This is a genomic window from Acidovorax sp. SRB_14 (genome assembly GCF_012932145.1).
Classification (GTDB): domain Bacteria; phylum Pseudomonadota; class Gammaproteobacteria; order Burkholderiales; family Burkholderiaceae_C; genus Simplicispira.
The window spans coordinates 20,356-45,776 of the sequence record NZ_MWOK01000004.1; the positions used below are offsets into that span (position 1 = coordinate 20,356).

Sequence of the window (25,421 nt, forward strand, 5' to 3'; positions counted from 1 at the left end):
CGCACCGATGCGCCCAGCGCCGTCACTGGCGCGCCGGCATCTCCAGCGTGATCGTGGCGGGGCCGTCCAGAGCCGGGCCCAGGCGGGCCTGGCGCGGGCCCAGCGACTGCAGCACCAGGCCGGCGTCGACCACGGCGCCGGCGCGAAACGGCTTGGCCGGCTGGCCGTCCACGGCGATCAGCGCCGCCCCGCCGCCACTGCTGCGGCCGGCGAGCACGCCCACCAGCGCAAAGCGGCTGGCCAGCGCCGGTGCCGTCGGCGCAGCGGCCGTGGACACGCCCAGCAGCCGCGCCATGGCCTGCGCGTCGGGGGCCGGCGGGGCTGCAGACACGGCCGGCACGGGCAGGCCCGAAGGCACGGCCAGCAGGCGCAGCGCCCAATAAAAGACGCTGGCCGCGGCCAGCGCCCACAGCGCCATGGTTGCCAGGCGCACGTTCCAACGGCCTTCGGTATTTGTCACCATCGCAGGATTATCATTCACGCGATCCGCGCGGCACACGCGCCTTGCCCCTACCGATTGCCCATTGCCATGAAACGCCCCCTCTCTCTTGCCCGCGCCGCGCGCCGCCATATCGCCCGGGGCTTCACCCTGATCGAACTGATGGTGGTGCTGGTCATCATCGGCGTGCTGGCCGCGCTGATCGTGCCCAACGTGCTCGACCGCGCCGACGACGCGCGCGTCACGGCGGCCCGCACCGATGTCACCAACCTCATGCAGGCGCTCAAGCTCTACCGCCTCGACAACCAGCGCTACCCCACGGGCGATCAGGGCCTGCAGGCCCTGATCGCCAAGCCCACGGCCGGCCCGCCGCCTCCCAACTGGAAGCCCTACCTCGACAAGCTGCCCAACGACCCCTGGGGCCGGCCTTACCAATACCTCAACCCTGGCGTCAAGGGCGAGATCGACGTGATGTCCTTGGGCGCCGACGGCCAGCCCGGCGGCGAAGGCAAGAACGCCGACATCGGCAGCTGGCAATAGCCGCACTTCCCCTGCCTGCGCTGCGGCGCCGGCACCACCCCATGCACCCCGCCACCCGCCGCCGCGCCCACGGCTTCACGCTGCTGGAGCTGTTGGTGGTCGTCAGCATCATGGCGCTGGCCACGGCCGGCGTGGGCCTGGCGCTGCGCGATCCGGGCCAGACACAGCTCGCGCGCGAAGGCGAACGGCTGGCGGCGCTGCTCGAATCGGCACGCGCGCAGTCGCGGGCCAGCGGCGTTCCGGTGCGCTGGCAGGCGGTGGCGGGAGGCTTTCGCTTTGACGGCGTGCGCGCCGGCACGCTGCCCGCGCAGTGGCTCAGCGCCGACACCCGGGTGCGCGGCGCCGCAGTGCTGGTGCTCGGGCCCGAACCGTTGATCGGCCCGCAGGCGGTGACGCTGTTTCTGCAAGACCACCCCGAGCGCGCCCTGCGCGTGGCCAGCGACGGTCTGCGCCCGTTCACTGCCGAGCCGGTGCCATGACGCAGCGCGGCTTCACCCTGGTCGAGGTGCTCGTGGCGCTGGCCATCGTCGCCATTGCGCTGCTCGCGGGGCTGCAGGCGACGAGCGCGCTCACGCGCAACGCGCAGCGCCAGGCCGACGTGCTGCTGGCCCACCTGTGCGCCGAGAACGAGCTGGTGCAGGTGCGCCTGTCGCGCCAGATGCCGTCCGTCGGCGACAGCCAGCACAGTTGCGTGCAGGCCGGACGCGAGTTCACGGTCGCCGTGGCGGTGCGGCCGACGCCCAACCCGAGCTTCCGGCGCGTCGATGCGCAGGTGCTGGCCGAGGGCAGCCCGGTGCTGCGCCTGTCGACCATCGTGGGGCGGCGCTAGATGGACACCCGGACGCGCGCGCGCGGCTTCACCCTGGTCGAGCTGCTGGTGGCCCTGGCCGTGATGGCCTTGCTGGCCATCGTGAGCTGGCGCGGCCTCGACGGCATGGTGCGCTCGCAGGAACAGACGCGCCAGCGCGGCGACGCCCTGCTGGTGCTGCAGGCGGCCCTGGCGCAGTGGGGCACCGACCTCGATGCGCTGCTGCCACTGGAGCACACCGTGCCCATTGCCTGGGACGGACAGGTGCTGCGCCTCACGCGCCGCAGCAGCGCCGTGCCGGACCCCGGTGCCCTGGTGGTGGCCTGGGCGCAGCGCAATGTGCAGGGACAGGGCCAGTGGCTGCGCTGGCAGTCTGCGCCGCTGCGCACGCGCGCCGAGTGGCAGCAGGCCTGGCAACAGGCCGCCCTCTGGGCGCGCAACCCGGGTGCGGCCGAAAAGCGCGGCGAGGTGGCCCTGCTTCCGCTGGCCGGCTGGCAGGTGTTCTATTACCGCCGCGACGCCTGGACCAACCCGCAGTCGAGCAGCGACGCGTCCGCACCCTCCGGCGCCCCTGGTGCGCCTGGTGCGCCCGGCGCCCCGAATGCGCCCGCTGCCCCGAGCGCGGACACCACCATCCCCGACGGCGTGCGCCTGCAGCTGGACCTGCCGCCGGGCGCGGGGCTGGCGGGGCCGGTCATGCGCGACTGGGTGAATCCGCTGCGCGGCGGCGGCAAGTCATGAGCGTGCGTCCACGCCAGGCCGGCGCCGCCCTGCTGGCCGCGATGCTCACCGTGACGCTGGTGGCCACCTTTGCCGCCAGCGCCATGTGGCAGCAGTGGCGCGCCATCGAGGTCGAGACCGCCGAGCGGGCGCGCGTGCAATCGGCCTGGATCCTGGTCGGCGCGCTCGACTGGTCGCGCCTGATCCTGGCCGAAGACCGCAACGCCGGCGGCGCCGACTACTTGGCCGAACCCTGGGCCGTGCCGCTCGAAGAAGCCCGCCTGTCGACCTTTTTGGCGGCCGAGGGCGGCGTGGCGCAGCAACCCGACGCCAGCACCGACACCAGCGATGCCTTCCTGTCGGGCCAAATCATCGACCTGCAATCGCGCCTGAACCTGGCCAACCTGGTGGTGGACGGCGCCGTGCAAAAGGACGTGCTGGCACAGTTCCAACGCCTGTTCGCACGCCTGGGCCTGCCGCCGGCGGCAGCGGGCTCCCTGGCCGAGTCGCTGCGCCTGGCCCAGCAGGCCGGCAGCAACAATGCCGAGCTGCCGCTGATGCCACAAACCTTGGCACAACTGACCTGGCTGGGCCTGGCGCCCGCCACCGTGGCCCTGCTTGCGCCGCATGTGACGCTGCTGCCGCGGCCCACCCCGGTCAACCTGAACACCGCAGGCGCCGAGGTGCTGATGGCCTGCATCGACGGACTGGGCCAGGCCGGCGCCAACAAGCTGATGGCGGTGCGTGAGATCCAGCACTTTCGCAGTGTGCAAGAGGCGCGCGCGCTGCTGGGCAGCGGTGCCACGGTGGGCAATGCGGCGCTGGGCGTGCGCTCGGACTACTTTGAAGTGCGTGGCCGGCTGCGCCTGGGCGACGTGACGGTGCAGGAGCGCTCGCTGGTGGTGCGCGACGGCGCCACCGTGCGCGCCCTGTGGCGCGAACGCGGCGCCACCGCGTGGGCCGGGGCAGCTGCGGCGCCCACAACGCCGTGAACGCGCCCCGCCAGCGGCTCCAGCACGCGCCGTCCGGCAGCAGACGTCCAGATACACCCACGACACAACCGACCTCTACAATGGCCCGCCACTGTCTTCCATGAGCACCCTGATCCTCCACCTGCCCCTGGCGCGCCTGGGGCCTAACACCGAATTGCGCTACACGCTGAGCGCCGACGGCCACCACGCCAGCGGCCACGCCAGCGCACGCGCGGCCCAGTTGCCCGAGTCCGGCCGCGCTGCCGGCGAGGTGGTGGCCGTGGTGCCGGCGCGTGCGCTGTCGTGGCAACGCGTGCAGTTGCCGCAAGGCGTGGGCCGCCAGTCGCCGCGCCTGCGCGCCGTGCTCGAAGGCCTGCTCGAAGAGCGCCTGCTCGACGACCCTGAACAGCTGCACTTTGCGCTGGAGCCCGGCGCCCGGCCCGGCACGCCCGCCTGGGTGGCCATTTGCGACCGCGCCTGGCTGCGCGAAGCGCTGCAGGTGCTCGAAGCCGCGGGCCGCCCGGCCACGCGCGTGGTGCCCGAATTTGCGCCGGGCGCCACCGCCAGCGGCCAGAGCGAGATGTTCGCGCAGGGCACGCCCGAAGACGCGCAGCTGGTCGTCACCGGCCACGGCGCCGACCTGGGCGTGGCCGTGCTGCCCCTGTCGGGCGCCGCGCTGGCGCTGGCCGGCGCCAGCGAAGACGACCCCGTGCCCGTGCGCGCCGAACCCGCCGTGGCCGCGCTGGCCGAGCGCGTGCTGGCGCGCCCCGTGCAGCTCGAGAGCGCGAGCGAGCGCGCCCTGCAGGCCGCGCGCAGCGACTGGGATCTGGCGCAGTTCGACCTGGCCAGCTCGGGCCGCACGCGCACGCTACGCAAGGCCGGCTCGCTGGCCGGCGCCGTGCTGCGCGCGCCGCAGTGGCGCGCCGCGCGCTGGGGCGCCGCCGTGCTGGTGCTGGCGCACGTGGTGGGCCTCAATGCCTGGGCCTGGCAAGAGCGCCAGGCGCTCGCCGCCAAGCAGGGCGGCGTGCGCCAGGCCCTCACCGCCACCTTCCCGCAGGTGCGCCTGGTGGTGGATGCGCCCGTGCAGATGGAGCGCGAACTGGCCCTGCTGCGCCTGTCCGCCGGTGCCCTGTCGGCCAGTGACCTCGAACCCCTGCTCGCCGCCACCGCCGGCGTCCTGCCCGCCGCCTGGCAGGCCAGCGCCATCGACTACAGCGCCGGCGCGCTGCGCCTGCGCGGCCCCGCGCTCAGCGCCGAAGAGCAGGGCCGCGCCACCGCCGCCGCGCGCGCCAGCGGCTACCAACTGGACACCGAGGGCGACAGCCTGCGCGTGCGCGCCGGAGCCACGCCATGAGCCCCCAGGCCGTCTCCCACGCCACCGCCGCGCAGCTGCGCACGCGCTGGCAGGCCCTGGCCCCGCGCGAGCGCCGTCTGGTGCGCGCTGCGTCCGCCGCCATTGCGCTGGCCCTGCTGTGGTGGGTCGGCATCGCGCCGGCGCTCCAAACGCAGCGCACCGCGCCCGCACGCCATGCGGAGCTGGATGCGGAGCTGCAGCGCATGCAGGCGCTGCAGGCCGAGGCCCAGCAACTGCAAGGCACGCCGCGCGCCGATCCCGACAACGCCCGGCGCGCGCTGGAAAGCGCGGTGACCGAACACCTGGGCGGCAGCGCCCGCCTCAGCCTCTCCGGCGACCAGGCCACCGTCACGCTCAAGGGCACGCCGGCCGATGCGCTTGCGCCCTGGCTGGCGCAGGTGCGCAGCAACGCGCACGCCGTGCCGCAAGAGGTGCACCTGGTGCGCAGCGGCGCCGCAGCGGCCGAAGGCCGCCGCACCACGGCGCTGTCCGACCTGCCCGCTGCCGCCCCCGCCCCGCTCTGGGATGGCACGCTGGTGCTGGCCCTGCCGCCGCGCTGAACGGACCCGCCGGCCTGCGCGCCCTCCTGCCCGCCATGACATCCCTGTTCCGCCCCCGTGTCCTGCCACGCAGCCTGGCGCGGCCCGCGCGCGCCGCCCGGCCGGCACGCAGCACGCGTGCGCCCTGGGCCTGGGCGCTGGCCGGTGCGCTGGCCGGCGCGCTGCCCGCGCTGGCGGCCTTTGCCCCTGCGCAGTGGCTGGCGGGCGGCGTGGCCCGCTCCAGCGGCGGCCAGCTGCAGCTGGCGCAGGCGCGCGGCACGGTGTGGACCGGCTCGGCGCAGCTGGTGCTCACCGGCGGCGCCGCCAGCCAGGACATCGCCGCGCTGCCCGGCCGCGTCGGCTGGCGCGTGCGCCCCACGTGGACCGGGCTGCGCGCCGACGTCCACGCCGCCTGCTGCACCGCCGTGCCCCTGCAGCTGCGGGCACGGCCGCGCTGGGGTGGCGCACACCTGGCGCTGGCCGACGGCCAGAGCCAGTGGCCCGCGGCCGTGCTGGCCGGTCTGGGCACGCCCTGGAACACCCTGCAGCCGCAGGGCCAGCTGCTGCTGCGCACCACGGGCCTGCAGGCCGACTGGGCTGCCGGGCGCCTGGTGCTGGCAGGCCAGGCGCAGCTCGATGCGCTGGCCATGTCGTCGCGCCTGTCGACGCTGCGGCCCATGGGCAGCTACCGCTTTGCCTTGCAGGGCGGCGAGGTGCCCACGCTGACGCTGCAAACGCTCGAAGGCAGCCTGCAGTTGAGCGGCAGCGGCCAATGGGTTGGCCAGCGCCTGCGCTTCGCGGGCGAAGCCAGCGCCGCGCCCGAGCGCGAGGCGGCCCTGGCCAACCTGCTCAACATCATCGGGCGGCGCAGCGGTGCGCGCTCCATCATCACCCTGGGTTGAACCTGGAGTACCGAATGCATTTTCCCCCCAAGCACCCCCTGCGGACCGCTATTCAAATCATAGCCTCCAGCGCTTTACTGGCAAGCGCTACAGGCCCAATTCATGCCCAAACCGCGGTGGACACGGGCAGCACCAGCGTGCGCCCGGGCGAGCCGGTCACGCTGAACTTCGCCAACGCCGAGATCGAGGCCGTGGCCCGCACCATGGCCACCATCACGGGGCGCAATGTGGTGGTCGACCCGCGCGTCAAGGGCACGCTGAACCTGGTCACCGAGCGCGCCGTGAGCCCGGCGGCGGCCTTCCAGCAGTTCCTGGCGGCGCTGCGCCTGCAGGGTTTCACCGTGGTCGAGTCCGCCGGCCTGTACAAGGTCGTGCCCGAGGCCGATGCCAAACTGCAAAGCGGCAGCGTGAGCGTGGCCCGCGCCGGCAGCAGCGGCCCCGCGGGCGGGCAGATCGTGACGCAGATCTTCAAGCTCAACTACGAAAGCGCCAGCAACCTGGTGCCCGTGCTGCGCCCGCTGATCAGCCCGAACAACACCATCAACGTCAACCCCGGCACCAACGCGCTGGTCATCACCGACTATGCCGACAACCTGCAGCGCCTGGGCAAGATCATTGCGGCGATGGACGTGTCGAACGCGAGCGACGTGGAGATCATTCCTCTCAAGAACGCCCTGGCCACCGACCTGGCACCGCTGGTCGCACGCCTCATCGATTCCGGTGCAGCCCCGGGCGCGGCCGGCGGTGCCACGCCGGGCCAGGCCGACACCTCGTTCAAGACCACGCTGCTGGCCGAGCCGCGCAGCAACGCCCTGGTCCTACGCGCCGCCAACCCGGCGCGCGTGGCCCAGGTGCGCGCCCTGGTCGAGAAGCTCGACCAGGCGCCCGTGCCCGGCAGCTCGGCGGCCCACGGCAACATCCATGTGGTCTACCTGAAGAATGCCGACGCCACGCAACTGGCTACCACTTTGCGCGCCGCCATGTCGGCCGGCAGCGGCAACGCTGCGAGCGCGGGCTCGGGCCCCGGTCCGCAGTCGCCCGGCCTGTCGCCGCCGCCGAGCAGCACGGGCAGCAGCAACGCCGGGCTGAGCACCGGCATGGGCGCCAGCCTGGGCAGCAGCGCCAGCAGCAACCAGCCGTCCACCGGCGGCCAGATCCAGGCCGACCCGTCGACCAACTCGCTCATCATCACCGCGCCCGAGCCGCAATACCGCCAGCTGCGCGCGGTCATCGACCAGCTCGACGGGCGCCGCGCCCAGGTGCTGGTCGAGAGCCTGATCGCCGAGGTCAACATGGACAAGGCGGCGCAGTTCGGCGTGCAGTGGCAGAGCCTGCTGGGCCAGGGCAACAACGTCGTCGGCGTGGCGGGCAGCAACTTCACCGTGGGCGGCATCAACCTGTTCTCGCTCGCGGCCGGGCTCTCGGGTGGGGTCACGGCCACCTCGCCAGTGCCGTCGCCGGGCTTCAACTTCGGCGTGGCGGCCAAGCACAACGGCAAGTTCGTGCTGGGCGCGCTGGCCAACCTGCTGCAGACCTCGGGCGACGGCAATGTGCTGTCCACGCCCAACCTGCTGACGCTCGACAACGAAGAAGCAAAGATCCTGATCGGCGAGAACGTGCCCTTCGTCACCGGTTCGTACTCCACCACCGGCAACACCAGCACCGTCAACCCGTTCACGACCGTGGAGCGCAAGGACGTCGGCCTGACGCTGCGCGTGAAGCCGCAGATCAACGAGAACGGCACCGTCAAGCTGGTGATCTACCAGGAAACTTCCGCCGTCAAGGCCGGCACCGAAAACTCCGCCAACGGCCCCAGCACCACCAAGCGCTCGATCGAATCCACGGTGCTGGTCGAAGACGGCGCCATCGTCGTGCTCGGCGGCCTGCTGCAGGACCAGTACACCGGCAGCCAGCAAAAAGTCCCCTACCTGGGCGACATCCCCGGCGTCGGGGCGCTGTTTCGCAGCGACACGCGGGCGCGCACCAAGACCAACCTGATGGTCTTCCTGCGCCCCGTGGTGGTGCGCGACGCGAACGAGAGCAGCCAGTTGTCGCTGGACCGCTACGACATCATGCGCGGCGTGCAGCAGGCCGCCCAGCCCGTGCCCAGCGGCACCGTTCCGGTCAACGAAGCGCCTCTGCTGCCGGCCCTGGCCGGCCGCCCCGGTGCGGCGCCCGCGGCCGCCGTGCCCGCGCCGCTGGGCAATGTGCCGACCGCCCCGGTGTCCGAGCCGCTGCCCTCGCCCCAGTGATGCGCCACCCGCTGCCCTACGCGTTTGCGCGCACCGCCCAGCTGCTGCTGGAAGACGACGGCCAGCGGCTCGTGCTCTGGCACGGCCCCGCGCCCAACACTACGGCGCTGAGCGAAGTCCTGCGCAAGCACCCGGTGCAGCAGCTGCAGGCGCTCGACGCGCACGGCCTGGCGCAGCGCATCAGCGCAGCCTATTCGCAGGGCGAATCGAGCGCCGCGACCGTGGTCAGCGAGGTGGAGTCCGACACCGACCTCTCGCGCATGATGCAGGAGCTGCCCGCGGTCGAAGACCTGCTCGAAGCCGCCGACGACGCGCCCATCATCCGCATGCTCAACGCGCTGCTCACGCAGGCCGCGCGCGACGGCGCCAGCGACATCCACATCGAACCCTACGAGCGCCTCAGCAGCGTGCGCTTTCGCGTCGACGGCGCGCTGCGCGAAGTGGTGCAGCCCAACCGCGCGCTGCACGCGGCGCTGATCTCGCGCCTGAAGATCATGGCCGACCTCGACATTTCCGAGAAGCGCCTGCCCCAGGACGGCCGCATCAGCCTGCGCCTGGGCACCCGCGCCATCGACGTGCGCGTCTCCACGCTGCCCAGCGCGCACGGCGAGCGCGCCGTGCTGCGCCTGCTCGACAAGAGCGAGAGCAAGCTGAGCCTGGAGGCCGTCGGCATGCAGGGCGAGACCCTGCGCCGCTTCGAGGGCCTGATCGCCCAGCCGCACGGCATCGTGCTCGTCACCGGCCCCACGGGCTCGGGCAAGACCACCACCTTGTACGCGGGCCTGGGCCGCCTGGACGCCACGCGCAACAACATCATGACGGTCGAAGACCCGATCGAGTACGAGCTGCCCGGCGTGGGCCAGACCCAGGTCAACAGCAAGATCGACCTGACGTTCGCCAAGGCCCTGCGCGCCATCCTGCGCCAGGACCCGGACATCATCATGATCGGCGAGATCCGCGACTTCGAGACCGCGCAGATCGCCATCCAGGCCAGCCTGACCGGCCACCTGGTGCTGGCCACGCTGCACACCAACGACGCGGCCAGCGCCGTCACGCGCCTGACCGACATGGGCGTGGAGCCGTTTCTGCTGAGTTCGTCGCTGCTCGGTGTGCTGGCCCAGCGCCTGGTGCGCAAGTACTGCCCCGCCTGCCATGGCGCCGGCTGCGACGCCTGCGGCCAGACGGGCTACCAGGGCCGCACCGGCCTGTTCGAGCTGCTGGTGACCACCGATGCCATCCGCGCGCAGATCCACAACCGGGCGTCCGAGGCCGACATCCGCGCCGCCGCGCTGGGCGGCGGCATGGCGCTGATGCGCGACGACGGCGAGCGCCTGATTGAGGCCGGTGTCACCAGCCGCGAAGAGGTGCTGCGCGTGACGCGCGACTGAAGGCCGCGCCGCGCGGCCCTATCCGGGGTTGCCTTCCATCGGATCACTGGGCGGAGAGCCGCAGACAGTGCTGCAGCACCCCAAGGCGAGCCCACAACGTGTACGGTGAAAGGCCAACCCGTCTCAGCGCCCCATCCCGCGCTTGAGCTCCTTGAGCAGCACCACCACCTGCGTCGACGACTGCCGGTAGCTGCCCTGCAGCGTGCGCTGCGCCTTGTCCAGCTCGCCCGCGCGCAGATGCGCTAGCACCGCCGCCGCCTGCACATGGAAGTAGCGGTGGCGCGCGACCAGCATGTCGAAGGCCGGAAAGCGCCCCAGCGCATCGCGCCCGTCGCCGTGCAGCCAGCGGCCCAGAAAGCAATGTTCTGCGCGGCACAGCGTGTCGGGCTGCAGCGCGGGGTCGGGCGCGCCATCGAGCATGCGCTGCAAGCGGCCCCGCAGCGCCTCGTGCGCCGTGATCGCGGTGTCGATGTCGATCTCGGTCATCAGCGTGGAGGCGTACTCCTCGTCGAGCACCAGCTCGCTGGCGTTGTCCTCGCTGGCCCAGGCGCTTTCCAGGCTGTCTGGGCCCTGTGGGCGAATCTTGAACAAGCGGTTGAAAAATCCCATGCTGCACCTCCGGCACCCCCTCCCGCGACACAAACGCCGGAGACAACGATTGGATACATTTTGTTTGATATCGGGGCGCCGTGGGCACCGCTTTCAGCGCCGATACCACAGCTGCGCCGCACGCACTGGCACAAGGGCTTGAAGAGCGCGGGACAATGGGGCCATGACAACCCCCCTCTCCTCCCCTGCGCTGTCGATGCTGGACTTGGTGGCCGTGCGCGAAGGCGGCACCGTGGCCGAGGCGCTGCAGATCGCCCTGCGCACCGCCCAGCACGCCGAGTCGCTCGGCTTCAAGCGCTACTGGCTGGCCGAGCACCACAACATGGCCGGCATCGCCAGCTCGGCCACGGCCGTGCTGGTGGGCCACATCGCCGGCGGCACGCGCAGCATGCGCGTGGGTTCGGGCGGCGTGATGCTGCCCAACCATGCGCCGCTGGTGGTGGCCGAGGCCTTTGGCACGCTGGCCGAGCTCTACCCCGGCCGCATCGACCTGGGCCTGGGCCGCGCGCCCGGCACCGACCCGCTGACCATGCGCGCGCTGCGCCGCGACCGGCTCGAGACCGCCGACGACTTTCCGCGCGACGTGGCCGAGCTGCAGCGCCTGCTGGGGCCCGCGCAGCCGGGCCAGCGCCTGGTGGCCACGCCGGGCGCCGGCACCAACGTGCCGATCTGGCTGCTGGGCTCGAGCCTGTTTTCGGCGCAGCTGGCGGCCGAGCGCGGCCTGCCGTACGCGTTTGCTTCGCACTTTGCGCCGCGCCTGCTGCTGCAGGCCATCGAGCTGTACCGCCGGCTGTTCAAGCCCTCGGCCCAGCTCGCCAAGCCCTATGTGGTGATGGGCGTGCCGCTGATCGCGGCGCCGACCGACGAGGAAGCCGAATTCCTGGCCAGCAGCACCTACCAGCGCGTGTTGGGCATCCTGACCGGCGACCGGCGCCTGCTGCTGCCGCCCGTCGAGAACTTTGCCGCGCAGCTCGACCCGCAGGCGCGCATCGCGATCGACGACTTCCTGGCCGCCGCCGTGATCGGCGGGCCCGAGACCGTGCAGCGCGGCCTCGCGGCCCTGCTGCAGGCCACGCGCGCCGACGAACTGATGCTGGTGAGCGACGTGTTCGACCCCCAGCTCCGCCTGCGCTCGCTCGACATCGCGGCCGCGGCCTGCGCGGCGCTGTCGGGCACGGCACAGCAAGGACTATAGAAAAGTGAGCTGACAGCGCTTACCTGGCAAGCGTTTGAGGCACTTTTGACCTAAAACCATCCGCCCCACTGCCACCGCAGGCGCGCGCCCGGCGCTGGCCGCGCAGCGGCTACCATCGCAAGCTGCCCCCACCACTGCGCCGCACCACCGTTCCATGCCCGCCTATTCCTATGAAGCCCTCGACGCCCAGGGCCAGACCCGCAAGGGCGTGATGGAGGCCGACACGGCCAAGGCCGCGCGCAGCCAGCTGCGCGCACAGGCGCTGGTGCCCCTGAACGTCCAGATCGTGGGCCCGGACGCCGCGCCGGGCAGCGCCGGCGCGCTGGGCCGTAGCCTGTTCACGCGCCCGGTGTTCAACGCCACGGGGCTGGCCATCTGGACGCGCCAGATCGCCGGCCTGGTGTCGTCCGGCCTGCCGCTGGAGCGCGCGCTCACCGCGCTGGCCGAGGAGGCCGACGACGAGCGCCAGCACCACCTGGTGGCCATGCTGCGCGCCGAAGTCAACGCCGGCGCGACCTTTGCCCGCGCGCTCGAGCAGCACCCGCGCGAGTTTTCCGATATTTACTGCGCCGTGATCGGCGCGGGCGAACACAGCGGCAACCTCGGCCTGGTGCTCGAGCGCCTGGCCGACGACCTCGAGGAGCGCCAGGCGCTGCAGGCCAAGCTGCTGGGCGCGGCGCTCTACCCGGCCATCGTGACCCTGATCGCCATCGCCATCGTGCTGTTCCTGGTCAGCTACGTGGTGCCGCAGGTGGCCAGCGTGTTTGCCGGCACCAAGCGCGCCCTGCCGTTCCTCACCGTGGCCATGCTGGGCCTCAGCGCCCTGGTGCGCAACCACGGGCTGTGGCTGCTGGGCGCTCTTGTATTAATAGCATTCAGCGGACGCTGGGCTTTAGCCAGGCCCGTTTTTCGTGAAAAATTCGATGCCGCATGGCTGAACCTGCCGCTGGTCGGCAAGCTCGCGCGCGGCTACAACGCAGCGCGCTTTGCGAGCACGCTGGCCATGCTGGCGGGCGCCGGCGTGCCCATCCTCAAGGCGCTGCAGGCGGCGGCACAAACGCTGAACAACCGCGCCATGCGCGCCGACGCGCTCGACGCGCTGGTGGCCGTGCGCGAGGGCGCACCGCTGGCCACCGCGCTGGCGCAGAAAAAACGCTTCCCGGGGCTGCTGGCCATGTTCGCACGCCTGGGCGAGCAGACCGGCCAGCTGCCCGTGATGCTGCAGCGCGCGGCCACGCAGCTCTCGACCGAAGTGCAGCGCCGCGCCCTGCAGCTGGCCACCATTCTGGAGCCTCTGCTCATCGTGGGCATGGGCCTGGTCGTGATGCTGATCGTGCTGGCCGTGCTGCTGCCCATCATCCAGCTCAACCAGTTCGTCAAATGACGCCGCACCGGCGCAGAAAGGCAGTGCCATGTCCGTGGGCCTGGGCGACCGACTCGTGGTCGCGATTTCCTCGCGCGCGCTGTTCGACTTCGAAGAGGAAAACCGCCTGTTCGACCAGGGGCGGGCGCAGGACTACATGCAGCTGCAGCTCGAGCGCCTCGATGTCACGGCGCGCCCGGGCGTAGCCTTCTCGCTGGTCAAGAAGCTGCTGGCCTTCAACGAACCCGGGCAGCAGCGCGTGGAGGTCGTGGTGCTCTCGCGCAACGACCCGGTCAGCGGCATGCGCGTGTTCCGCTCAGCCCGGGCGCACGGCCTCGCGAGCGTGCAGCGCGGCGTGTTCACGCAGGGCGCGGAGCCGTTTCGCTACCTGCGCCCGCTGGGCGCGCACCTCTTCCTGTCGGCCAACGGCGCCGATGTGAACGAGGCGCTGGCGATGGGCTTTCCGGCCGCCCGTGTGGCGACCCAGTCGGTACAGGCCAGCGCCACGCACCCGCAGGAGGTGCGCATCGCGTTCGACGGGGATGCCGTGCTGTTCTCGGACGAGGCCGAGCGCGTGTACCAGTCGTCGGGGCTCGATGCCTTCCAGGCCCACGAGGTCGAAAAGGCGCTGCTGCCTCTGCCCCCCGGCCCGTTCAAGCCCTTCCTGTCGGCGCTGCACCGGCTGCAGCAAAGCGGCGCGCACGGCATGCGCATCCGCACCGCGCTGGTCACGGCGCGCGGCGCGCCCGCACACGAGCGCGCCATCCAGACGCTGATGAACTGGAGGATCGCCGTGGACGAGGCGATGTTCCTCGGCGGGCTGTCCAAGGGGGAGTTCCTGCGCGAGTTCGAGCCGGACTTCTTCTTCGACGACCAGACCGGCCATGTCAGCAGCGCCGCCCTGCATGTGCCGGCCGGCCATGTCAGCAGCGGCATCGCCAACCAGCCGCCGCCGTCCGCGGACTGATCGGCGGCGGCGCGTCGGGGCCTGCACAACCGTGGCGAGGGCGGTGCGCCGCGCCGGTGCGCGCAGAGCGCGCGCTTCAGAGACCGCCGGTGCGCTTGGCCTTGGGGTCGGCGTAGGTCAGCGGCTCGTTCTTGGCCTGCTGCGCCATGCGCTCGGCCAGCGTGGTCTTGTTGATCTCCTGCGCCATCTCGATGGCGCTGCCGCTGGCGCGCCACATGGCCTGGATGAACTCCAGCAGCTGCTTGGAGATGGGCTCTTTCGGCGGCTCGGGGGGCTCCTCGACCGTTTCCTTCTTCTTGACCTCGGTCCAGTCGCGGTTGGGCGCCTCGGGCGACGACGGGGTGTCCGGCGTCGTCACGATGGCGCCCCCGCCCAGCCGGTCCATGGACTCGACCGGGTTGGCGACCTGGACGGGGCGCACAGGCACCGCACCCGACGCTCCGGTCGAATACAAGTCAGCGCCCTGGGGACGCCAGGGCGGCGATCGGTCTACAGGTGGCAGTGGCATGGCAGTGGCCCACGGTTGAGAGAAACAAAAAAGGCTTTACGGCCTCCTCGTGCACCCATTACGGCAAAAAGCCGGGGAAGTTGAGCCCTTTTTGCGCCTTTGGTGCAAAAACCGGGTTTTCACCTAGGCACTTGGACCCGGTGGGCACGCTACAGGAAGCGCTCCAGCAGCCGGCGCGAAGCCCGGTCGAGCGCCGTGGTATCGGCCACCGAATACTGCACGCCGTCGTTGCCGGCGATCAACAGCCGTGTGCGGCCGCCCAGGCGGCGGATGTCCTCCTCGGCCTTGAGCACCAGCTGGGTCGGTCCGCGATCGGTGTCCACCTCCCAGGTGCTGGGCGTCGAAAAGCTCGACACGCTGTGGATCTTCTGGATGGCGGGCACGAACTCGCGCACCGCCAGCTCCTCCTCGATCAGCGGGCGCACGGACGCGGGCAGGTCGCCCAGGCGCTCGATCCACAGCAGTTCGTGGCCGTCGCTGCCGACCAGCGACAGACCCTCGTCGGGGGCGGCGATCGGAAAGGCGCGCACGGGCAGCACGCCCGCGTGTTCGCTGCCGTCGGGCAGGGTCAGCACCAGGCGGCCATGGGCGTTGCGGTGCAGTTGCAGAGAAGGGGATGTAGACAGGAGCATGGCGTGTCGTTTCAGGAGTTGCCGGCAGGATGGGCCGGGTGCAGCAGGCCGCTGTCGAGCACGACGCCGGCGGCCTGCGCATCCTCCTCGGCACGCCGCGCCTGGGCCTCGTACAGCCGCCAGTAGGCGCCCTCGCGGGCCATGAGTTCGTCGTGCGGACCTACTTCGACGATCTCGCCGCGCTCCATCACGACCAGGCGGTCGGCCTTGCGCAGCGTGGACAGGCGGTGCGCAATGGCGATGGTGGTGCGGCCCTGCACGAGGTTGTCGAGCGCGGTCTGGATCTCGCGCTCGGTCTCGGTGTCCACGGCCGAGGTCGCCTCGTCGAGGATCAGGATGCGCGGGTCGATCAATAGCGCGCGCGCAATGCTGATGCGCTGGCGTTCTCCGCCCGAGAGCCCCTGTCCGCGTTCGCCCACGAGCGAGTCGTAGCCGTGCGGCAGGCGCAGAATGAACTCGTGCGCATGCGCGGCGCGCGCCGCGGCAATGATCTCGGCGCGCGTGGCGTCCGGCTTGCCGTAGGCGATGTTCTCGGCAATGGTGCCGAAGAACAGAAACGGGTCCTGCAGCACCAGACCAATGTGGCGCCGGTAATCGGCCACCTTGAGCCGGCGCACATCGACGCCATCGACCCGGATGGAGCCGCTGCTGACGTCGTAGAAGCGGCAGATCAGGTTGACCAGGGTGCTCTTGCCGGAGCCGCTCTGACCCACCAGGCCGATCATCTCGCCAGGGCGGATCACGAGGTTCAGGCTCTTGATGACGGCGCGGCTGCCATAGCGAAATCCGACCCGGTGCATGGCGATGGATCCCTGGACCCGCTCCAGCTTCACCGGCTGGACCGGATCGGGAACGTTGCTCACATGGTCGAGGATGTCGAAGATGCGCTTGGCACCGGCAGCGGCCTTCTGCGTGACCGAGACGATGCGGCTCATTGAATCGAGCCGGCCATAGAAGCGCCCGATGTAGGCGATGAACGCCGTCAGCACACCGACCGTGATCTGGCTGCGCGAGACCAGCCAGATGCCGAAGCCCCAGACCACGAGCAGGCCGATCTCGGTCAGCAGCGACACCGTGGGCGTGAACAGCGACCAAGTCTTGTTGAGCTTGTCGTTGACCTCCAGGTTGTGCTGGTTGGCCTCGTGGAAGCGCTGCGCCTCGCGCCTTTCCTGGGCAAACGCCTTGACCACGCGGATGCCGGGAATGGTGTCGGCGAGCACGTTGGTCACCTCGCTCCAAACGCGATCGATCTTCTCGAAGCCCGTGCGCAGGCGGTCGCGCACCGTGTGGATCATCCAGCCGATGAAGGGCAGCGGCACCAGCGTGACCAGCGCCAGCCAGGGGTTGATCGAGAACAGGATGGCCGCCGTCATGCCGATCATCAGCACGTCGGTGACGAAATCCAGCGCGTGCAGCGACAGGAAGACGTTGATGCGGTCGGTCTCCGAGCCAATGCGCGCCATCAGGTCGCCGGTGCGCTTGCCGCCGAAGTAATCGAGCGACAGGCGCAGCAGGTGCTCGTAGGTGGTCGTGCGCAGGTCGGCGCCGATGCGCTCGGACACCAGTGCCAGGATGTAGGTGCGCGCCCAGCCCAGGCCCCAGGCGGCGAGCGCCGAGGCCAGCAGGCCCGACAGGTACAGCAGCACCAGGCCGGGCTCGATCTGCTGGCCGTTCTGGAACGGGATCAGGATATCGTCCATCAGCGGAATCGTCAGGTACGGCGGCACCAGCGTGGCGGCCGTGGAGGCCAGCGTCAGCCCGAAGCCGGCGGCCAACTGCATGCGGTAGGGCCGGGCAAAGCGCCACAGCCGCAGCAGCACCCAGGTCGATGGCTGCGGCGGCTGCGCGCGCGCGCAGGCCGGGCATTCTTCGGTATCGGGCGGCAGCACGGCGTGGCAGACCGGGCAGGTGGCGTCCTGCGCGTCGGCCGGCGCGGCCGCCGTGGCGGCACCCAGGCGCGCGCTCTGCAGCTCAAAGCGCTGCACCAGGCGCAGCGCCTGCGCGTGGTGGGCCAGGCGAAAGCGCCACAGCGCGAGGCGCTGCGCCGGGTCGTGCAGCTCCAGCGTGCCCACGCCGCCATGGTCCACCAGGCGCAGTGCGAGGCCGGGTGCCAGCGGCCAGTCGCGCCAGTCGCTGGTGCCGGGCTCGCAGGCCAGCAGCCGGTCCTCGGTCAGTGCCACGGCCCCGGCGCCAAACTGCATTCGGGCGCTCAGGTCAACCTCCAGCGAGGCCAGCACGTTTTCGTGAGGTGCGAGCTGTGCTCGCAATGCGGTCCCGAGGGGGCCAAGAAAGACACCTGAGGCGTCCACAGGAGGGAGATGTTGCATTTTGATTCGGCTTTGCGCGGAAAACGCTGCACGGCGGCGGTGCGTGCAAGAGCCCGAATTCTGACCGAAACCCGCTGGCAGCACGCAACACCGTGTGCCTGCCCACGCCGCCGCACTGCACGGACCCGTGCCAAACTCGGCGCACAATCTCCCGTCATCTTCGGCACGACCGGCCTCCACTGACCCGTTGCGACCCATGGAAAAAATCAAAGACATCGAACTGCTGCGCATCAACTACCTGCGCGGACCCAACATCTGGACCTACCGCCCCGTGCTGGAAGTCTGGCTGGACCTCGGCGCGCTCGAGGACTGCCCCTCCCACAAACTGCCCGGCTTCAACGACCGCCTGACCACCTGGCTGCCGGCCCTGGTCGAGCATCACTGCGGCGTCGGCGAGCGCGGCGGTTTTCTGCAGCGCCTGCAGGAGGGCACTTGGTGCGGCCATGTGCTCGAACACGTCGTGATTGAGCTGCTCAACCTCGCCGGTATGCCCACGGGTTTTGGCCAGACGCGCAGCACCTCGCAGCGCGGCGTCTACCGCATGGTGTTCCGTGCCCGCGAAGAGCAGGTGGCGCGCATGGCGCTGCAGCAAGGCCACCGCCTCATCATGGCGGCCATCAACGACGAGCCCTTCGATGTCGCCGCCGCCGTGGCGCGCGTGCGCACCGAGGTCGACGACCGGTATCTCGGCCCGAGCACGGCCTGCATCGTCACCGCCGCGGCCGACCGCGGCATTCCGCACATCCGCCTGAACGACGGCAACCTGGTGCAGCTCGGCTATGGCGCCGCGCAGCGCCGCATCTGGACGGCCGAAAGCGAATTCACCAGCGCCATCGCCGAGGGCATTGCCAGCGACAAGGACCTGACCAAGGGCCTGCTCAAGGCCTGCGGCGTGCCCGTGCCCGAGGGCCAGGTGGTCGACAGCCCCGAGGCGGCCTGGGAGGCCGCGCAGGACATCGGCCTGCCGGTGGTGGTCAAGCCATCCAACGGCAATCACGGCCGCGGTGTGACGCTCGACCTGCGCCGGCGCGAAGACATCGAAGCGGCTTGGCACGTGGCCGAGCCTGAAGGCAGCGAAGTCATGGTCGAGCGCTTCATCCCCGGCGACGAGCACCGCTTGCTGGTGGTGGGCGGCAAGGTGGTGGCGGCGGCGCGCGGCGAGCTCGTCAGCATCACCGGCAACGGCCGCTCCACCGTGCGCGAACTCGTGGACAGCCAGCTCAACTCCGATCCGCGCCGCGGCTACGAGGAAGAGTACCCGCTCGAAATCATCGACCTGGCGACCGATTCCAAGGTACAGCTTGAACTCAAGCGCCAGGAGCTCGATGCCGACGCCGTGCCCGCCGCCGGCCGCCAGGTGGTGGTGCAGCGCAACGGCAACGTGGCCGTGGACTGCACCGACGAGGTCCACCCCGAGGTGGCCTACATCGCCCAGCTCGCCGCGCGCGTCGTCGGCCTGGACATTGCCGGCATCGACATGGTGGCGCAAGACATCTCGCGCCCGCTGCACGCGCAAAGCGGTGCCATCGTCGAAGTCAATGCCGGCCCGGGCCTCCTGATGCACCTCAAGCCCGCCGTCGGCGCGCCGCGCCCGGTGGGCCAGGCGATTGCGGAGCACCTGTTTCCTATCGAGGAAGGCAAGAGCGAGAGCGACGCCGGCCGCATTCCCGTGGTGGGCGTGGCGGGCTCGCGCGACACCTCGACCCTGGCCCGCCTGGTGGCCTGGCTCGTGCACCTGAGCGGGCGCTACACGGGCCTGGCCTGCAAAGACGGCATGTTCATGAACGAGCGCCGCGTGGACACGCGCGACTGCGCCGACTGGGAAGGCGCGCACCGCCTGCTGATGAGCCAGATGGTGCAGGCCGCCGTGATCGAGAACGACGCACGCACCATCTTGCGCGACGGCCTCGCCTACGACCGCTGCACCGTGGGCGTGGTGACCGACATGGACGGCGCGCACGACCTGGGCATGTTCGACATCCAGGAACCGGAGCAGATGGCCCGGGTGCTGCGCACCCAGGTCGATGTGGTGCTGCCCAGCGGCGCCGCCGTGCTCAATGCCGACGAGCCGCAGGTGGCTGCCCTGGCGCGCCTGTGCGACGGCGCAGTCATCCTGTATTCCACGGATGCGCAGAACCCGGCCATCGCCGCGCACCGCGCCGCCGACCAGGGCCGCGCCGTGCTGCTGCACGGTGGCCACGTCGTGCTGGCCAGCGGCAGCAGCGAGAAGTCGCTCGGTGCGCCCGAGCGCCTGGGGTTCGGCCACGACACCCCCACACTGCTGGCTGCCATCGCCGCCGCCTGGGCGCTGGACATTGCGCCCGACCTGATTGCCGCCGGCATCAAGACCTTCGAGCCCGGACTGTCCGCCAGCGGCAGCCCGCGCACCCTTCTTCCTCTCTGAGCCGCCCGACTTTGCCCATGCGTGGGGCCCCGGGCCCCGCCGCAGCATCGAAAGAACCCCATGGACGTATCCCGCATTCGGGCCCTGCGCGGCCCCAACCTTTGGAGCCGCAACACCGCCATCGAGGCCGTCGTGTCCTGCGCCGACCACGAACGCGCGATGGCGCAGATCGCCGGCTTTGAAGCCCGGTTGCGCGCGCTGTTCCCGGCCATCGGCACCCTGCACCCCGAGGGCAGCGACAGCGACATCTCGCTGGCCCATGTGCTGCAGTCCGCAGCGCTGGCACTGCAGGCGCAGGCCGGCTGCCCGGTCACCTTCAGCCGCACCGCCGCCACCGCCGAATCGGGTGTCTACCAGGTCATCGTTGAATATACCGAAGAGGCCGTGGGCCGCCAGGCCTTTGACGATGCCCAGGCCCTGATCGAGGCCGCGCTGGGCAGCGGCAGCTTCGACGGCGACGCCGTGGTGGCCCGACTGCGCGAACTCGACGAGGAAGAACGCCTGGGCCCGAGCACCGGCGCCATCGTCGAAGCCGCCGCGGCACGCGGCATTCCGTGGCGGCGCCTGACCCAGGGCAGCCTCGTGCAGTTTGGCTGGGGCTCCAAACAGCGCCGCATTCAGGCGGCCGAGATCGACTCCACCAGCGCCGTGGCCGAATCGATTGCGCAAGACAAGGATCTGACCAAGCGCCTGCTGCACGCCGCCGGCGTGCCCGTGCCGCTGGGCCGCCCGGTCGAGACCATGGAAGAGGCCTGGGCCGTGGCGCGCGAAGTGGGCCTGCCCGTGGTCGTCAAACCCCAGGACGGCAACCAGGGCAAGGGCGTGACGGTGAACATCACCGAGCGCGCCGCGCTCGAAGAGGCCTACGCCACCGCCGCCGAATACGGCACGGTGATGGTCGAGCGCTTCCTGCCCGGCCATGACTTTCGCCTGCTGGTCGTCGGCGACCAGCTGGTGGCCGCCGCGCGCCGCGAGCCGCCGCAGGTGCTCGGCGACGCCATCCACACCGTGCGTGAGCTGGTCGACCTGGTCAACCTCGACCCACGCCGCGGCGAGGGGCACGCCACATCACTCACCAAGATCCGGCTGGACGACATTGCCATCGCGCGCCTGGCCGCGCAGGGCCTTGGGCCCGACTCCGTGCCGCCCAAGGGCCAGCGCGTGGTGCTGCGCAACAACGCCAACCTGTCCACCGGGGGCACCGCCACCGATGTGACCGACGACGTGCACCCCGACGTGGCCGCGCGCGCCGTGGCGGCGGCGCGCATGGTGGGCCTGCACATCTGCGGAGTCGACCTGGTGTGCGAGAGCGTGCTGCACCCGATCGAGGAACAGAACGGCGGCATCGTCGAGGTCAACGCCGCGCCCGGACTGCGCATGCACCTGGCGCCGTCGTATGGCAAACCGCGCGCCATTGGCCAGGCCATGGTGGGCGAGGTGTTTGCCCACGGCAACGACGGCCGCATTCCCGTGGTCGCCGTCACCGGCACCAACGGCAAGACCACGACGGCGCGGCTGATCGCCCACCTGTTTGCGGCCCAGGGCCTGCGCGTGGGCATGACCAACACCGATGGCGTGTACATCAACGGCCGCCAGATCGACAGCGGCGACTGTTCCGGCCCCAAAAGCGCGCGCAACGTGCTGCTGCACCCGGAAGTGGACGCGGCCGTGTTCGAAACGGCGCGCGGCGGCATCCTGCGCGAGGGCCTGGGCTTTGACCGCTGCCAGGTGGCCGTGGTCACCAACATCGGCGAGGGCGATCACCTGGGCATGAATTTCATCACCACGGTGGAAGACCTGGCCGTGCTCAAGCGCGTGATCGTGCAGAACGTGGCGCACGATGGCTACGGCGTGCTCAACGCCGCCGACCCCATCACCGCCGCAATGGCGCCCGCCTGCCCCGGCAAGATCATCTTCTTTGCCGCCGACCGCCACCACCCCGTGATGGCCACGCACCGCGCGCAGGGCCACCGCTCGGTGTACGTCGATGGCGACTCCATCGTCGCCGCCGAGGGCTCGTGGCGCGAGAACATCCACCTGCGCGACGTGCCCATCACGCGCAATGGCAAGATCGGCTTCCAGGTCGAGAACGTGATGGCCGCCGTGGCCGCCGCCTGGGGCGCGGGCCTGCCCTGGCAGACCATCCGGCGCGGCCTCTCGGGCTTTGTCAACGACAGCGACAACGCCCCCGGCCGTTTCAACCTGATGGACTACAGGGGCGCCACCGTGATCGCCGACTACGGCCACAACCCCGACGCCATGCGCGCCCTGGTGGCCGCCGTGGACGCGCTGCCGGCCCAGCGCCGCAGCGTGGTCATCAGCGGCGCCGGCGACCGGCGCGACGAGGACATCCGCGCGCAGACCGTGATCCTGGGCGCGGCGTTCGACGACGTTTTGCTCTACCAGGACGCGGCCCAGCGCGGGCGCGGCGACGGCGAGGTGATGGCCCTGCTGCGCCAGGGCCTGCAGGGCGCCGTGCGCACAACGCACACCGAAGAGATCCACGGCGAATTCACCGCCATCGACACCGCCCTGGCGCGCCTGGCACCGGGCGACCTGTGCCTGGTGCTGGTCGACCAGGTCGAAGAGGCGCTGGCCCACCTGGCGCGGCGCTGCAGCGAAGGCTGAAGCCAGCGCACGCCAACGCCTGCGACAAGGCCCTGGTGCGCTCGCCAGGGCCTTTTGCGTTTCACTACCAGTTCAGTAGCTGCATACCCTTGCTGCATCAGCGCTAGAGGCCAATTTGGCTTGGAAATCGGGCCATCCATTTCCGGGTGCGCCGCAGCCGGACCGGCCCGACGCAGGGCCCTGCGGCACAATCGCTGGACCATGCACGCACTGCCCCGCCCCGCCCTTCTTTCGCTGCGCCTTGGCGCCCTCTGCCTGGCCGCGGCCGCCTGCGCCAGCGCCCAGGCCGAGAAGATCGGCAGCGTGGACACGGCCTTCCAGTGGATAGGCCGCGACCACGACATCCTCGTGGAAGCCTACGACGACCCCGGCGCCCCGGGCGTGACCTGCTATGTCTCGCGCGCGCGCACCGGCGGCATCAAGGGCACGCTGGGCCTGGCCGAAGACCGGGTCGAAGCCTCGATCGCCTGCCGCCAGACCGGCCCCGTCACCTTCCCCAAGCCCCTGCGCCAGCAGGAGGAAGTGTTCAGCGAACGCATGTCCCTGCTGTTCAAGCGCCTGCGCATCGTGCGCATGGTGGATGCGCCGCGCAACACGCTGGTGTACCTGACCTATTCCGACAAGCTGATCGACGGCTCGCCGCAGAACAGCGTCACCGCCGTGCCGGTGGACCGCGCCACGCCGATTCCGCTGAAAAAATAGCGGCGCACCTGTGCGCCAGCGCTCTTGCACAGCACGCAACGGCTGCCGCACTGACCAAAAAAAGCGGGGCTCCATGCCCCGCTTCGCCGCTGCGCTCCGAGGCGCCGCGCCATCGCTCAGCCTTGTTTGTTGCGCCGGCGTGTCACTGCACCCAGACCGAAAAGGGCCATGGACAACAGTGCGATGGAGCCAGGCTCCGGAATTTGGCCAGTGACTTGGGCCACCGACTTGACTGTCCAGCCAATGCTGCTGGCCACCCCATTCACGTCGTCATAAGCCACTGTCAAAAAGGCGTCATTTTTGCCACCATTTCTGTTGGTCAGAGAATTCGTGTCAAAGAATGCCAGCGCGGAGCCGCTCGTGAAATCAAGAAAACCTTGCCCATTGCCAGCGACAGAGGCGTTATTGAAGAGCGATGTGTAACTGGTGGTCGAGTCACCCGCAATCACGGCACCGCCTGCAAAGACGCCTCCCAAGAGAAGACTTCCGCCCGTGATGCCAGGGTACGTTCCTGCATCCAAACTCACACCGCCGCCCGTCGGACCGAGGATCGGGTTGTAATCTGTCGCGTTGCTATAAATTCTGAAAAATCCTCCTACGGAATTGGCCAGCGTTGTTGGCGAACCCCCCAGAGTCCCCACTTCGACGAAGTAATCGTTGAGCCCGCCAAAAACCCCGGTCAGATAGGGGCCGAACGTGATACCGCCCAGCGTGCTGGAAGTACCGCGTACGTATTCAGTCTGGCCAGTGCTCAGGTTTTCGATAGCGGCTATCGACAAGATGCCCGCCGTATCGCTGGTAGTTCCGGGCGCTGGTCTGGCTGCTGCTGCATTGCATCCGGCCACCGTCGTGCACTTGACACCCGCCGTATCCCCATAGCCCAGCGTGCCAGAGTCGTAGTTGTCGAACGTGATCTTGTAATTGCCCGCCGTGAGTTCAATGGCGTTGGCGGATACAACCGGTCCGATCAGCAGTGCGGCACCAACAGCGGCCGCTAGAAAGGTGCGTTTGAACATGGAACCTCCTACGTTAGGAATCAAAAAGGACTTGCACTGTGATCAAGCACTATCCATGCCAGATTAGAAAATGGCCATAAGACATTGATTTAGCAAAGTTTTTTTTTGAATCCGTCGGACCGGCTTCAGCGGAGTGTTAAGTAACCCGACAAATCCGGGGCCTCTGATCCTGCGCATTGGACGAATGCCACGCCTCGGTGACGCGCGGCCCTGCGACCGCGGTGCAAAAATTGTTCTGGCGCACGGCGGCGGCACACCGCCAACCCAGCGCCAGGCAGCGTACGTTGGAGGCTCATCGCGGGGGCTTGTGCCACGAGCGACCGATTGGTTTCCTTGAATTGGTCGCCCAAGACGCGGGCAAGAAAGTCTCCCCGGACGGGCCGGGAGGTGGAAATAGCCTCAAATCGCCCTCTAACGCTTACTGAACAAGGGCTGATAGCTATTTATTGGATAGCAAATGCATCAGCTTGCAGCAGCAATCTGGCGCAGCGCCTGCTCGAACACCTCCACCGGCTGGCCGCCCTGGATCAGGTGGCGGTCGTTGACGATGATCGCCGGCACCGAATGGATGCCCTGGCTTTGGTAGAAGCGCTCGCGCTCGCGCACCGCGCCGGCAAATGCGTCCGACGCCAGCACCTCGCGCGCGCGCTGCGTGTCCAGGCCCGCGCTGGCTGCGGCACGCAGCAAGACCTCGGCGTCGCTCGGATCCTGCCCCTCGGTGAAATAGGCCGTGAACAAGGCATGCTTGAGCGCCGCCTGGGCTCCGGCCGGCCCCTCTTCACCGGCCCAGTGCAGCAGGCGGTGCGCGTCAAAGGTGTTGTAAATGCGCGCGCGCTGGTCCATGCGGAACTCGAAGCCCAGCTCTGCGCCGCGCGCGGTGATCGCGTCGCGCGTCTGCTGCGACTGCGCAGGCGAGGCGCCGTATTTCTGCTGCAGGTGCTCGGCGATGTCCTGGCCTTCGGGTGCCATCTGCGGGTTGAGTTCGAACGGCTGGAAATGCAGTGCCAGCGACACCTCGCCGCGCAGGCGCTCGGCCGCCTGCTCCAGCGCATGCAGCCCGATGGCGCACCAGGGGCAGGAGATGTCGGAGACAAAGTCGATCTTCAAGGTGGTGGGAGCGGCAGGGGGCGTCATGGCGGCAAGGGCGTGGCAAAGGG

The 25,421-nt window shown here is 70.2% G+C and carries 23 protein-coding genes; 16 read left to right on the forward strand and 7 right to left on the reverse strand.

Going from position 1 to position 25,421, the window contains the following annotated elements:
• Positions 1 to 22: 22 nt before the first annotated feature.
• Positions 23 to 463 carry a general secretion pathway protein C gene (locus B2J86_RS04305; protein ID WP_169170086.1) on the reverse strand — a complete coding sequence of 147 codons (441 nt, stop codon included), beginning with the start codon at positions 461 to 463 and terminating at the stop codon, positions 23 to 25.
• Between the two features lie 66 nt (positions 464 to 529).
• Here B2J86_RS04305 and gspG point away from each other — a divergent pair, with 66 nt between their 5' ends.
• The 10 genes from gspG (at position 530) to B2J86_RS04355 (ending at position 9,913) form a co-directional block, all read left to right on the forward strand.
• Positions 530 to 979: a type II secretion system major pseudopilin GspG gene (gspG, locus tag B2J86_RS04310; RefSeq protein WP_169637091.1), complete on the forward strand. Its 450-nt coding sequence runs from the start codon at positions 530 to 532 to the stop codon at positions 977 to 979.
• A 41-nt stretch (positions 980 to 1,020) separates the two neighbouring features.
• A complete protein-coding gene (locus B2J86_RS04315) occupies positions 1,021 to 1,458 on the forward strand; it encodes a prepilin-type N-terminal cleavage/methylation domain-containing protein (protein ID WP_169170084.1) in 438 nt (145 codons plus the stop codon).
• A complete protein-coding gene (gene gspI, locus B2J86_RS04320) occupies positions 1,455 to 1,808 on the forward strand; it encodes a type II secretion system minor pseudopilin GspI (protein WP_169170083.1) in 354 nt (117 codons plus the stop codon). The genes B2J86_RS04315 and gspI overlap by 4 nt, the downstream gene beginning before the upstream one ends.
• Positions 1,809 to 2,528, forward strand: coding sequence for a type II secretion system protein J (locus B2J86_RS04325; RefSeq protein ID WP_169170082.1), 720 nt, complete (start codon positions 1,809 to 1,811; stop codon positions 2,526 to 2,528). It begins immediately after the preceding gene.
• A complete protein-coding gene (gspK, locus tag B2J86_RS04330; RefSeq protein ID WP_169170081.1) occupies positions 2,525 to 3,499 on the forward strand; it encodes a type II secretion system minor pseudopilin GspK in 975 nt (324 codons plus the stop codon). Before B2J86_RS04325 ends, gspK begins: the two co-directional genes overlap by 4 nt.
• A 100-nt stretch (positions 3,500 to 3,599) precedes the next feature.
• Positions 3,600 to 4,832: a type II secretion system protein GspL gene (gene gspL, locus B2J86_RS04335; protein WP_169170080.1), complete on the forward strand. Its 1,233-nt coding sequence runs from the start codon at positions 3,600 to 3,602 to the stop codon at positions 4,830 to 4,832.
• Complete coding sequence (gene gspM / locus B2J86_RS04340; RefSeq protein ID WP_169170079.1) at positions 4,829 to 5,392, forward strand: type II secretion system protein GspM; 564 nt, start codon at positions 4,829 to 4,831, stop codon at positions 5,390 to 5,392. Before gspL ends, gspM begins: the two co-directional genes overlap by 4 nt.
• Before the next feature lie 35 nt (positions 5,393 to 5,427).
• Positions 5,428 to 6,273: a type II secretion system protein N gene (gene gspN, locus B2J86_RS04345; RefSeq protein WP_173024801.1), complete on the forward strand. Its 846-nt coding sequence runs from the start codon at positions 5,428 to 5,430 to the stop codon at positions 6,271 to 6,273.
• A gap of 14 nt (positions 6,274 to 6,287) precedes the next feature.
• Positions 6,288 to 8,525, forward strand: a complete 2,238-nt coding sequence (gene gspD, locus B2J86_RS04350) for a type II secretion system secretin GspD (protein WP_169169221.1) — start codon at positions 6,288 to 6,290, stop codon at positions 8,523 to 8,525.
• Positions 8,525 to 9,913 (forward strand): GspE/PulE family protein, encoded by a 1,389-nt coding sequence (locus B2J86_RS04355; RefSeq protein WP_169169222.1) that lies wholly within the window; start codon positions 8,525 to 8,527, stop codon positions 9,911 to 9,913. The genes gspD and B2J86_RS04355 overlap by 1 nt, the downstream gene beginning before the upstream one ends.
• A 123-nt stretch (positions 9,914 to 10,036) precedes the next feature.
• On the opposite strand, the gene B2J86_RS04360 is transcribed toward B2J86_RS04355, so the two are convergent.
• Positions 10,037 to 10,522, reverse strand: coding sequence for a CZB domain-containing protein (locus B2J86_RS04360; RefSeq protein WP_169635966.1), 486 nt, complete (start codon positions 10,520 to 10,522; stop codon positions 10,037 to 10,039).
• A 163-nt stretch (positions 10,523 to 10,685) separates the two neighbouring features.
• Between B2J86_RS04360 and B2J86_RS04365 the strand changes: the two genes are divergently transcribed.
• The 3 genes from B2J86_RS04365 (at position 10,686) to B2J86_RS04375 (ending at position 14,047) form a co-directional block, all read left to right on the forward strand.
• Positions 10,686 to 11,717, forward strand: a complete 1,032-nt coding sequence (locus B2J86_RS04365) for an LLM class flavin-dependent oxidoreductase (RefSeq protein WP_205763792.1) — start codon at positions 10,686 to 10,688, stop codon at positions 11,715 to 11,717.
• A 154-nt stretch (positions 11,718 to 11,871) separates the two neighbouring features.
• Positions 11,872 to 13,101: a type II secretion system inner membrane protein GspF gene (gspF, locus tag B2J86_RS04370; protein ID WP_169169224.1), complete on the forward strand. Its 1,230-nt coding sequence runs from the start codon at positions 11,872 to 11,874 to the stop codon at positions 13,099 to 13,101.
• Between the two features lie 28 nt (positions 13,102 to 13,129).
• On the forward strand, positions 13,130 to 14,047 hold the full coding sequence (locus tag B2J86_RS04375) for a 5'-nucleotidase (protein ID WP_169169225.1): 918 nt from the start codon (positions 13,130 to 13,132) through the stop codon (positions 14,045 to 14,047).
• Positions 14,048 to 14,123: 76 nt separating this feature from the next.
• Here the strand turns inward: B2J86_RS04375 and B2J86_RS04380 are convergent, their stop codons facing one another.
• The 3 genes from B2J86_RS04380 to B2J86_RS04390 all read right to left on the reverse strand — a co-directional run bounded on the left by B2J86_RS04380 (position 14,124) and on the right by B2J86_RS04390 (position 17,514).
• On the reverse strand, positions 14,124 to 14,555 hold the full coding sequence (locus tag B2J86_RS04380) for a hypothetical protein (RefSeq protein ID WP_169169226.1): 432 nt from the start codon (positions 14,553 to 14,555) through the stop codon (positions 14,124 to 14,126).
• Between the two features lie 149 nt (positions 14,556 to 14,704).
• On the reverse strand, positions 14,705 to 15,187 hold the full coding sequence (locus B2J86_RS04385; protein ID WP_169169227.1) for a DUF1854 domain-containing protein: 483 nt from the start codon (positions 15,185 to 15,187) through the stop codon (positions 14,705 to 14,707).
• Positions 15,188 to 15,198: 11 nt separating this feature from the next.
• Positions 15,199 to 17,514: an ABC transporter ATP-binding protein gene (locus B2J86_RS04390; RefSeq protein WP_169169228.1), complete on the reverse strand. Its 2,316-nt coding sequence runs from the start codon at positions 17,512 to 17,514 to the stop codon at positions 15,199 to 15,201.
• 196 nt (positions 17,515 to 17,710) lie between these two features.
• On the opposite strand from B2J86_RS04390, the gene cphA (B2J86_RS04395) reads away from it, so the two are divergent.
• The 3 genes from cphA (B2J86_RS04395) (at position 17,711) to B2J86_RS04405 (ending at position 23,248) form a co-directional block, all read left to right on the forward strand.
• Complete coding sequence (gene cphA / locus B2J86_RS04395) at positions 17,711 to 19,918, forward strand: cyanophycin synthetase (RefSeq protein WP_169169229.1); 2,208 nt, start codon at positions 17,711 to 17,713, stop codon at positions 19,916 to 19,918.
• Between the two features lie 60 nt (positions 19,919 to 19,978).
• Positions 19,979 to 22,546 carry a cyanophycin synthetase gene (gene cphA / locus B2J86_RS04400; protein ID WP_169635965.1) on the forward strand — a complete coding sequence of 856 codons (2,568 nt, stop codon included), beginning with the start codon at positions 19,979 to 19,981 and terminating at the stop codon, positions 22,544 to 22,546.
• A 201-nt stretch (positions 22,547 to 22,747) separates the two neighbouring features.
• Positions 22,748 to 23,248 carry a CreA family protein gene (locus tag B2J86_RS04405; protein ID WP_173024802.1) on the forward strand — a complete coding sequence of 167 codons (501 nt, stop codon included), beginning with the start codon at positions 22,748 to 22,750 and terminating at the stop codon, positions 23,246 to 23,248.
• A gap of 116 nt (positions 23,249 to 23,364) precedes the next feature.
• On the opposite strand, the gene B2J86_RS04410 is transcribed toward B2J86_RS04405, so the two are convergent.
• Both B2J86_RS04410 and B2J86_RS04415 read right to left on the reverse strand, forming a co-directional pair.
• A complete protein-coding gene (locus B2J86_RS04410; RefSeq protein WP_173024803.1) occupies positions 23,365 to 24,264 on the reverse strand; it encodes a PEP-CTERM sorting domain-containing protein in 900 nt (299 codons plus the stop codon).
• Between the two features lie 462 nt (positions 24,265 to 24,726).
• Entirely contained in the window at positions 24,727 to 25,398 is a 672-nt protein-coding gene (locus B2J86_RS04415) for a DsbA family oxidoreductase (RefSeq protein WP_173024804.1), read from the reverse strand.
• Positions 25,399 to 25,421 lie beyond the last annotated feature (23 nt).

Bases quoted from the DNA above. Each gene is read 5' to 3' on its own strand.
- B2J86_RS04305 (WP_169170086.1), bottom strand. From the start codon at position 463: ATGGTGACAAATACCGAAGGCCGTTGGAACGTGCGCCTGGCAACCATG.
- gspG (WP_169637091.1), top strand. From the start codon at position 530: ATGAAACGCCCCCTCTCTCTTGCCCGCGCCGCGCGCCGCCATATCGCC.
- B2J86_RS04315 (WP_169170084.1), top strand. From the start codon at position 1,021: ATGCACCCCGCCACCCGCCGCCGCGCCCACGGCTTCACGCTGCTGGAG.
- gspI (WP_169170083.1), top strand. From the start codon at position 1,455: ATGACGCAGCGCGGCTTCACCCTGGTCGAGGTGCTCGTGGCGCTGGCC.
- B2J86_RS04325 (WP_169170082.1), top strand. From the start codon at position 1,809: ATGGACACCCGGACGCGCGCGCGCGGCTTCACCCTGGTCGAGCTGCTG.
- gspK (WP_169170081.1), top strand. From the start codon at position 2,525: ATGAGCGTGCGTCCACGCCAGGCCGGCGCCGCCCTGCTGGCCGCGATG.
- gspL (WP_169170080.1), top strand. From the start codon at position 3,600: ATGAGCACCCTGATCCTCCACCTGCCCCTGGCGCGCCTGGGGCCTAAC.
- gspM (WP_169170079.1), top strand. From the start codon at position 4,829: ATGAGCCCCCAGGCCGTCTCCCACGCCACCGCCGCGCAGCTGCGCACG.
- gspN (WP_173024801.1), top strand. From the start codon at position 5,428: ATGACATCCCTGTTCCGCCCCCGTGTCCTGCCACGCAGCCTGGCGCGG.
- gspD (WP_169169221.1), top strand. From the start codon at position 6,288: ATGCATTTTCCCCCCAAGCACCCCCTGCGGACCGCTATTCAAATCATA.
- B2J86_RS04355 (WP_169169222.1), top strand. From the start codon at position 8,525: ATGCGCCACCCGCTGCCCTACGCGTTTGCGCGCACCGCCCAGCTGCTG.
- B2J86_RS04360 (WP_169635966.1), bottom strand. From the start codon at position 10,522: ATGGGATTTTTCAACCGCTTGTTCAAGATTCGCCCACAGGGCCCAGAC.
- B2J86_RS04365 (WP_205763792.1), top strand. From the start codon at position 10,686: ATGACAACCCCCCTCTCCTCCCCTGCGCTGTCGATGCTGGACTTGGTG.
- gspF (WP_169169224.1), top strand. From the start codon at position 11,872: ATGCCCGCCTATTCCTATGAAGCCCTCGACGCCCAGGGCCAGACCCGC.
- B2J86_RS04375 (WP_169169225.1), top strand. From the start codon at position 13,130: ATGTCCGTGGGCCTGGGCGACCGACTCGTGGTCGCGATTTCCTCGCGC.
- B2J86_RS04380 (WP_169169226.1), bottom strand. From the start codon at position 14,555: ATGCCACTGCCACCTGTAGACCGATCGCCGCCCTGGCGTCCCCAGGGC.
- B2J86_RS04385 (WP_169169227.1), bottom strand. From the start codon at position 15,187: ATGCTCCTGTCTACATCCCCTTCTCTGCAACTGCACCGCAACGCCCAT.
- B2J86_RS04390 (WP_169169228.1), bottom strand. From the start codon at position 17,514: ATGCAACATCTCCCTCCTGTGGACGCCTCAGGTGTCTTTCTTGGCCCC.
- cphA (WP_169169229.1), top strand. From the start codon at position 17,711: ATGGAAAAAATCAAAGACATCGAACTGCTGCGCATCAACTACCTGCGC.
- cphA (WP_169635965.1), top strand. From the start codon at position 19,979: ATGGACGTATCCCGCATTCGGGCCCTGCGCGGCCCCAACCTTTGGAGC.
- B2J86_RS04405 (WP_173024802.1), top strand. From the start codon at position 22,748: ATGCACGCACTGCCCCGCCCCGCCCTTCTTTCGCTGCGCCTTGGCGCC.
- B2J86_RS04410 (WP_173024803.1), bottom strand. From the start codon at position 24,264: ATGTTCAAACGCACCTTTCTAGCGGCCGCTGTTGGTGCCGCACTGCTG.
- B2J86_RS04415 (WP_173024804.1), bottom strand. From the start codon at position 25,398: ATGACGCCCCCTGCCGCTCCCACCACCTTGAAGATCGACTTTGTCTCC.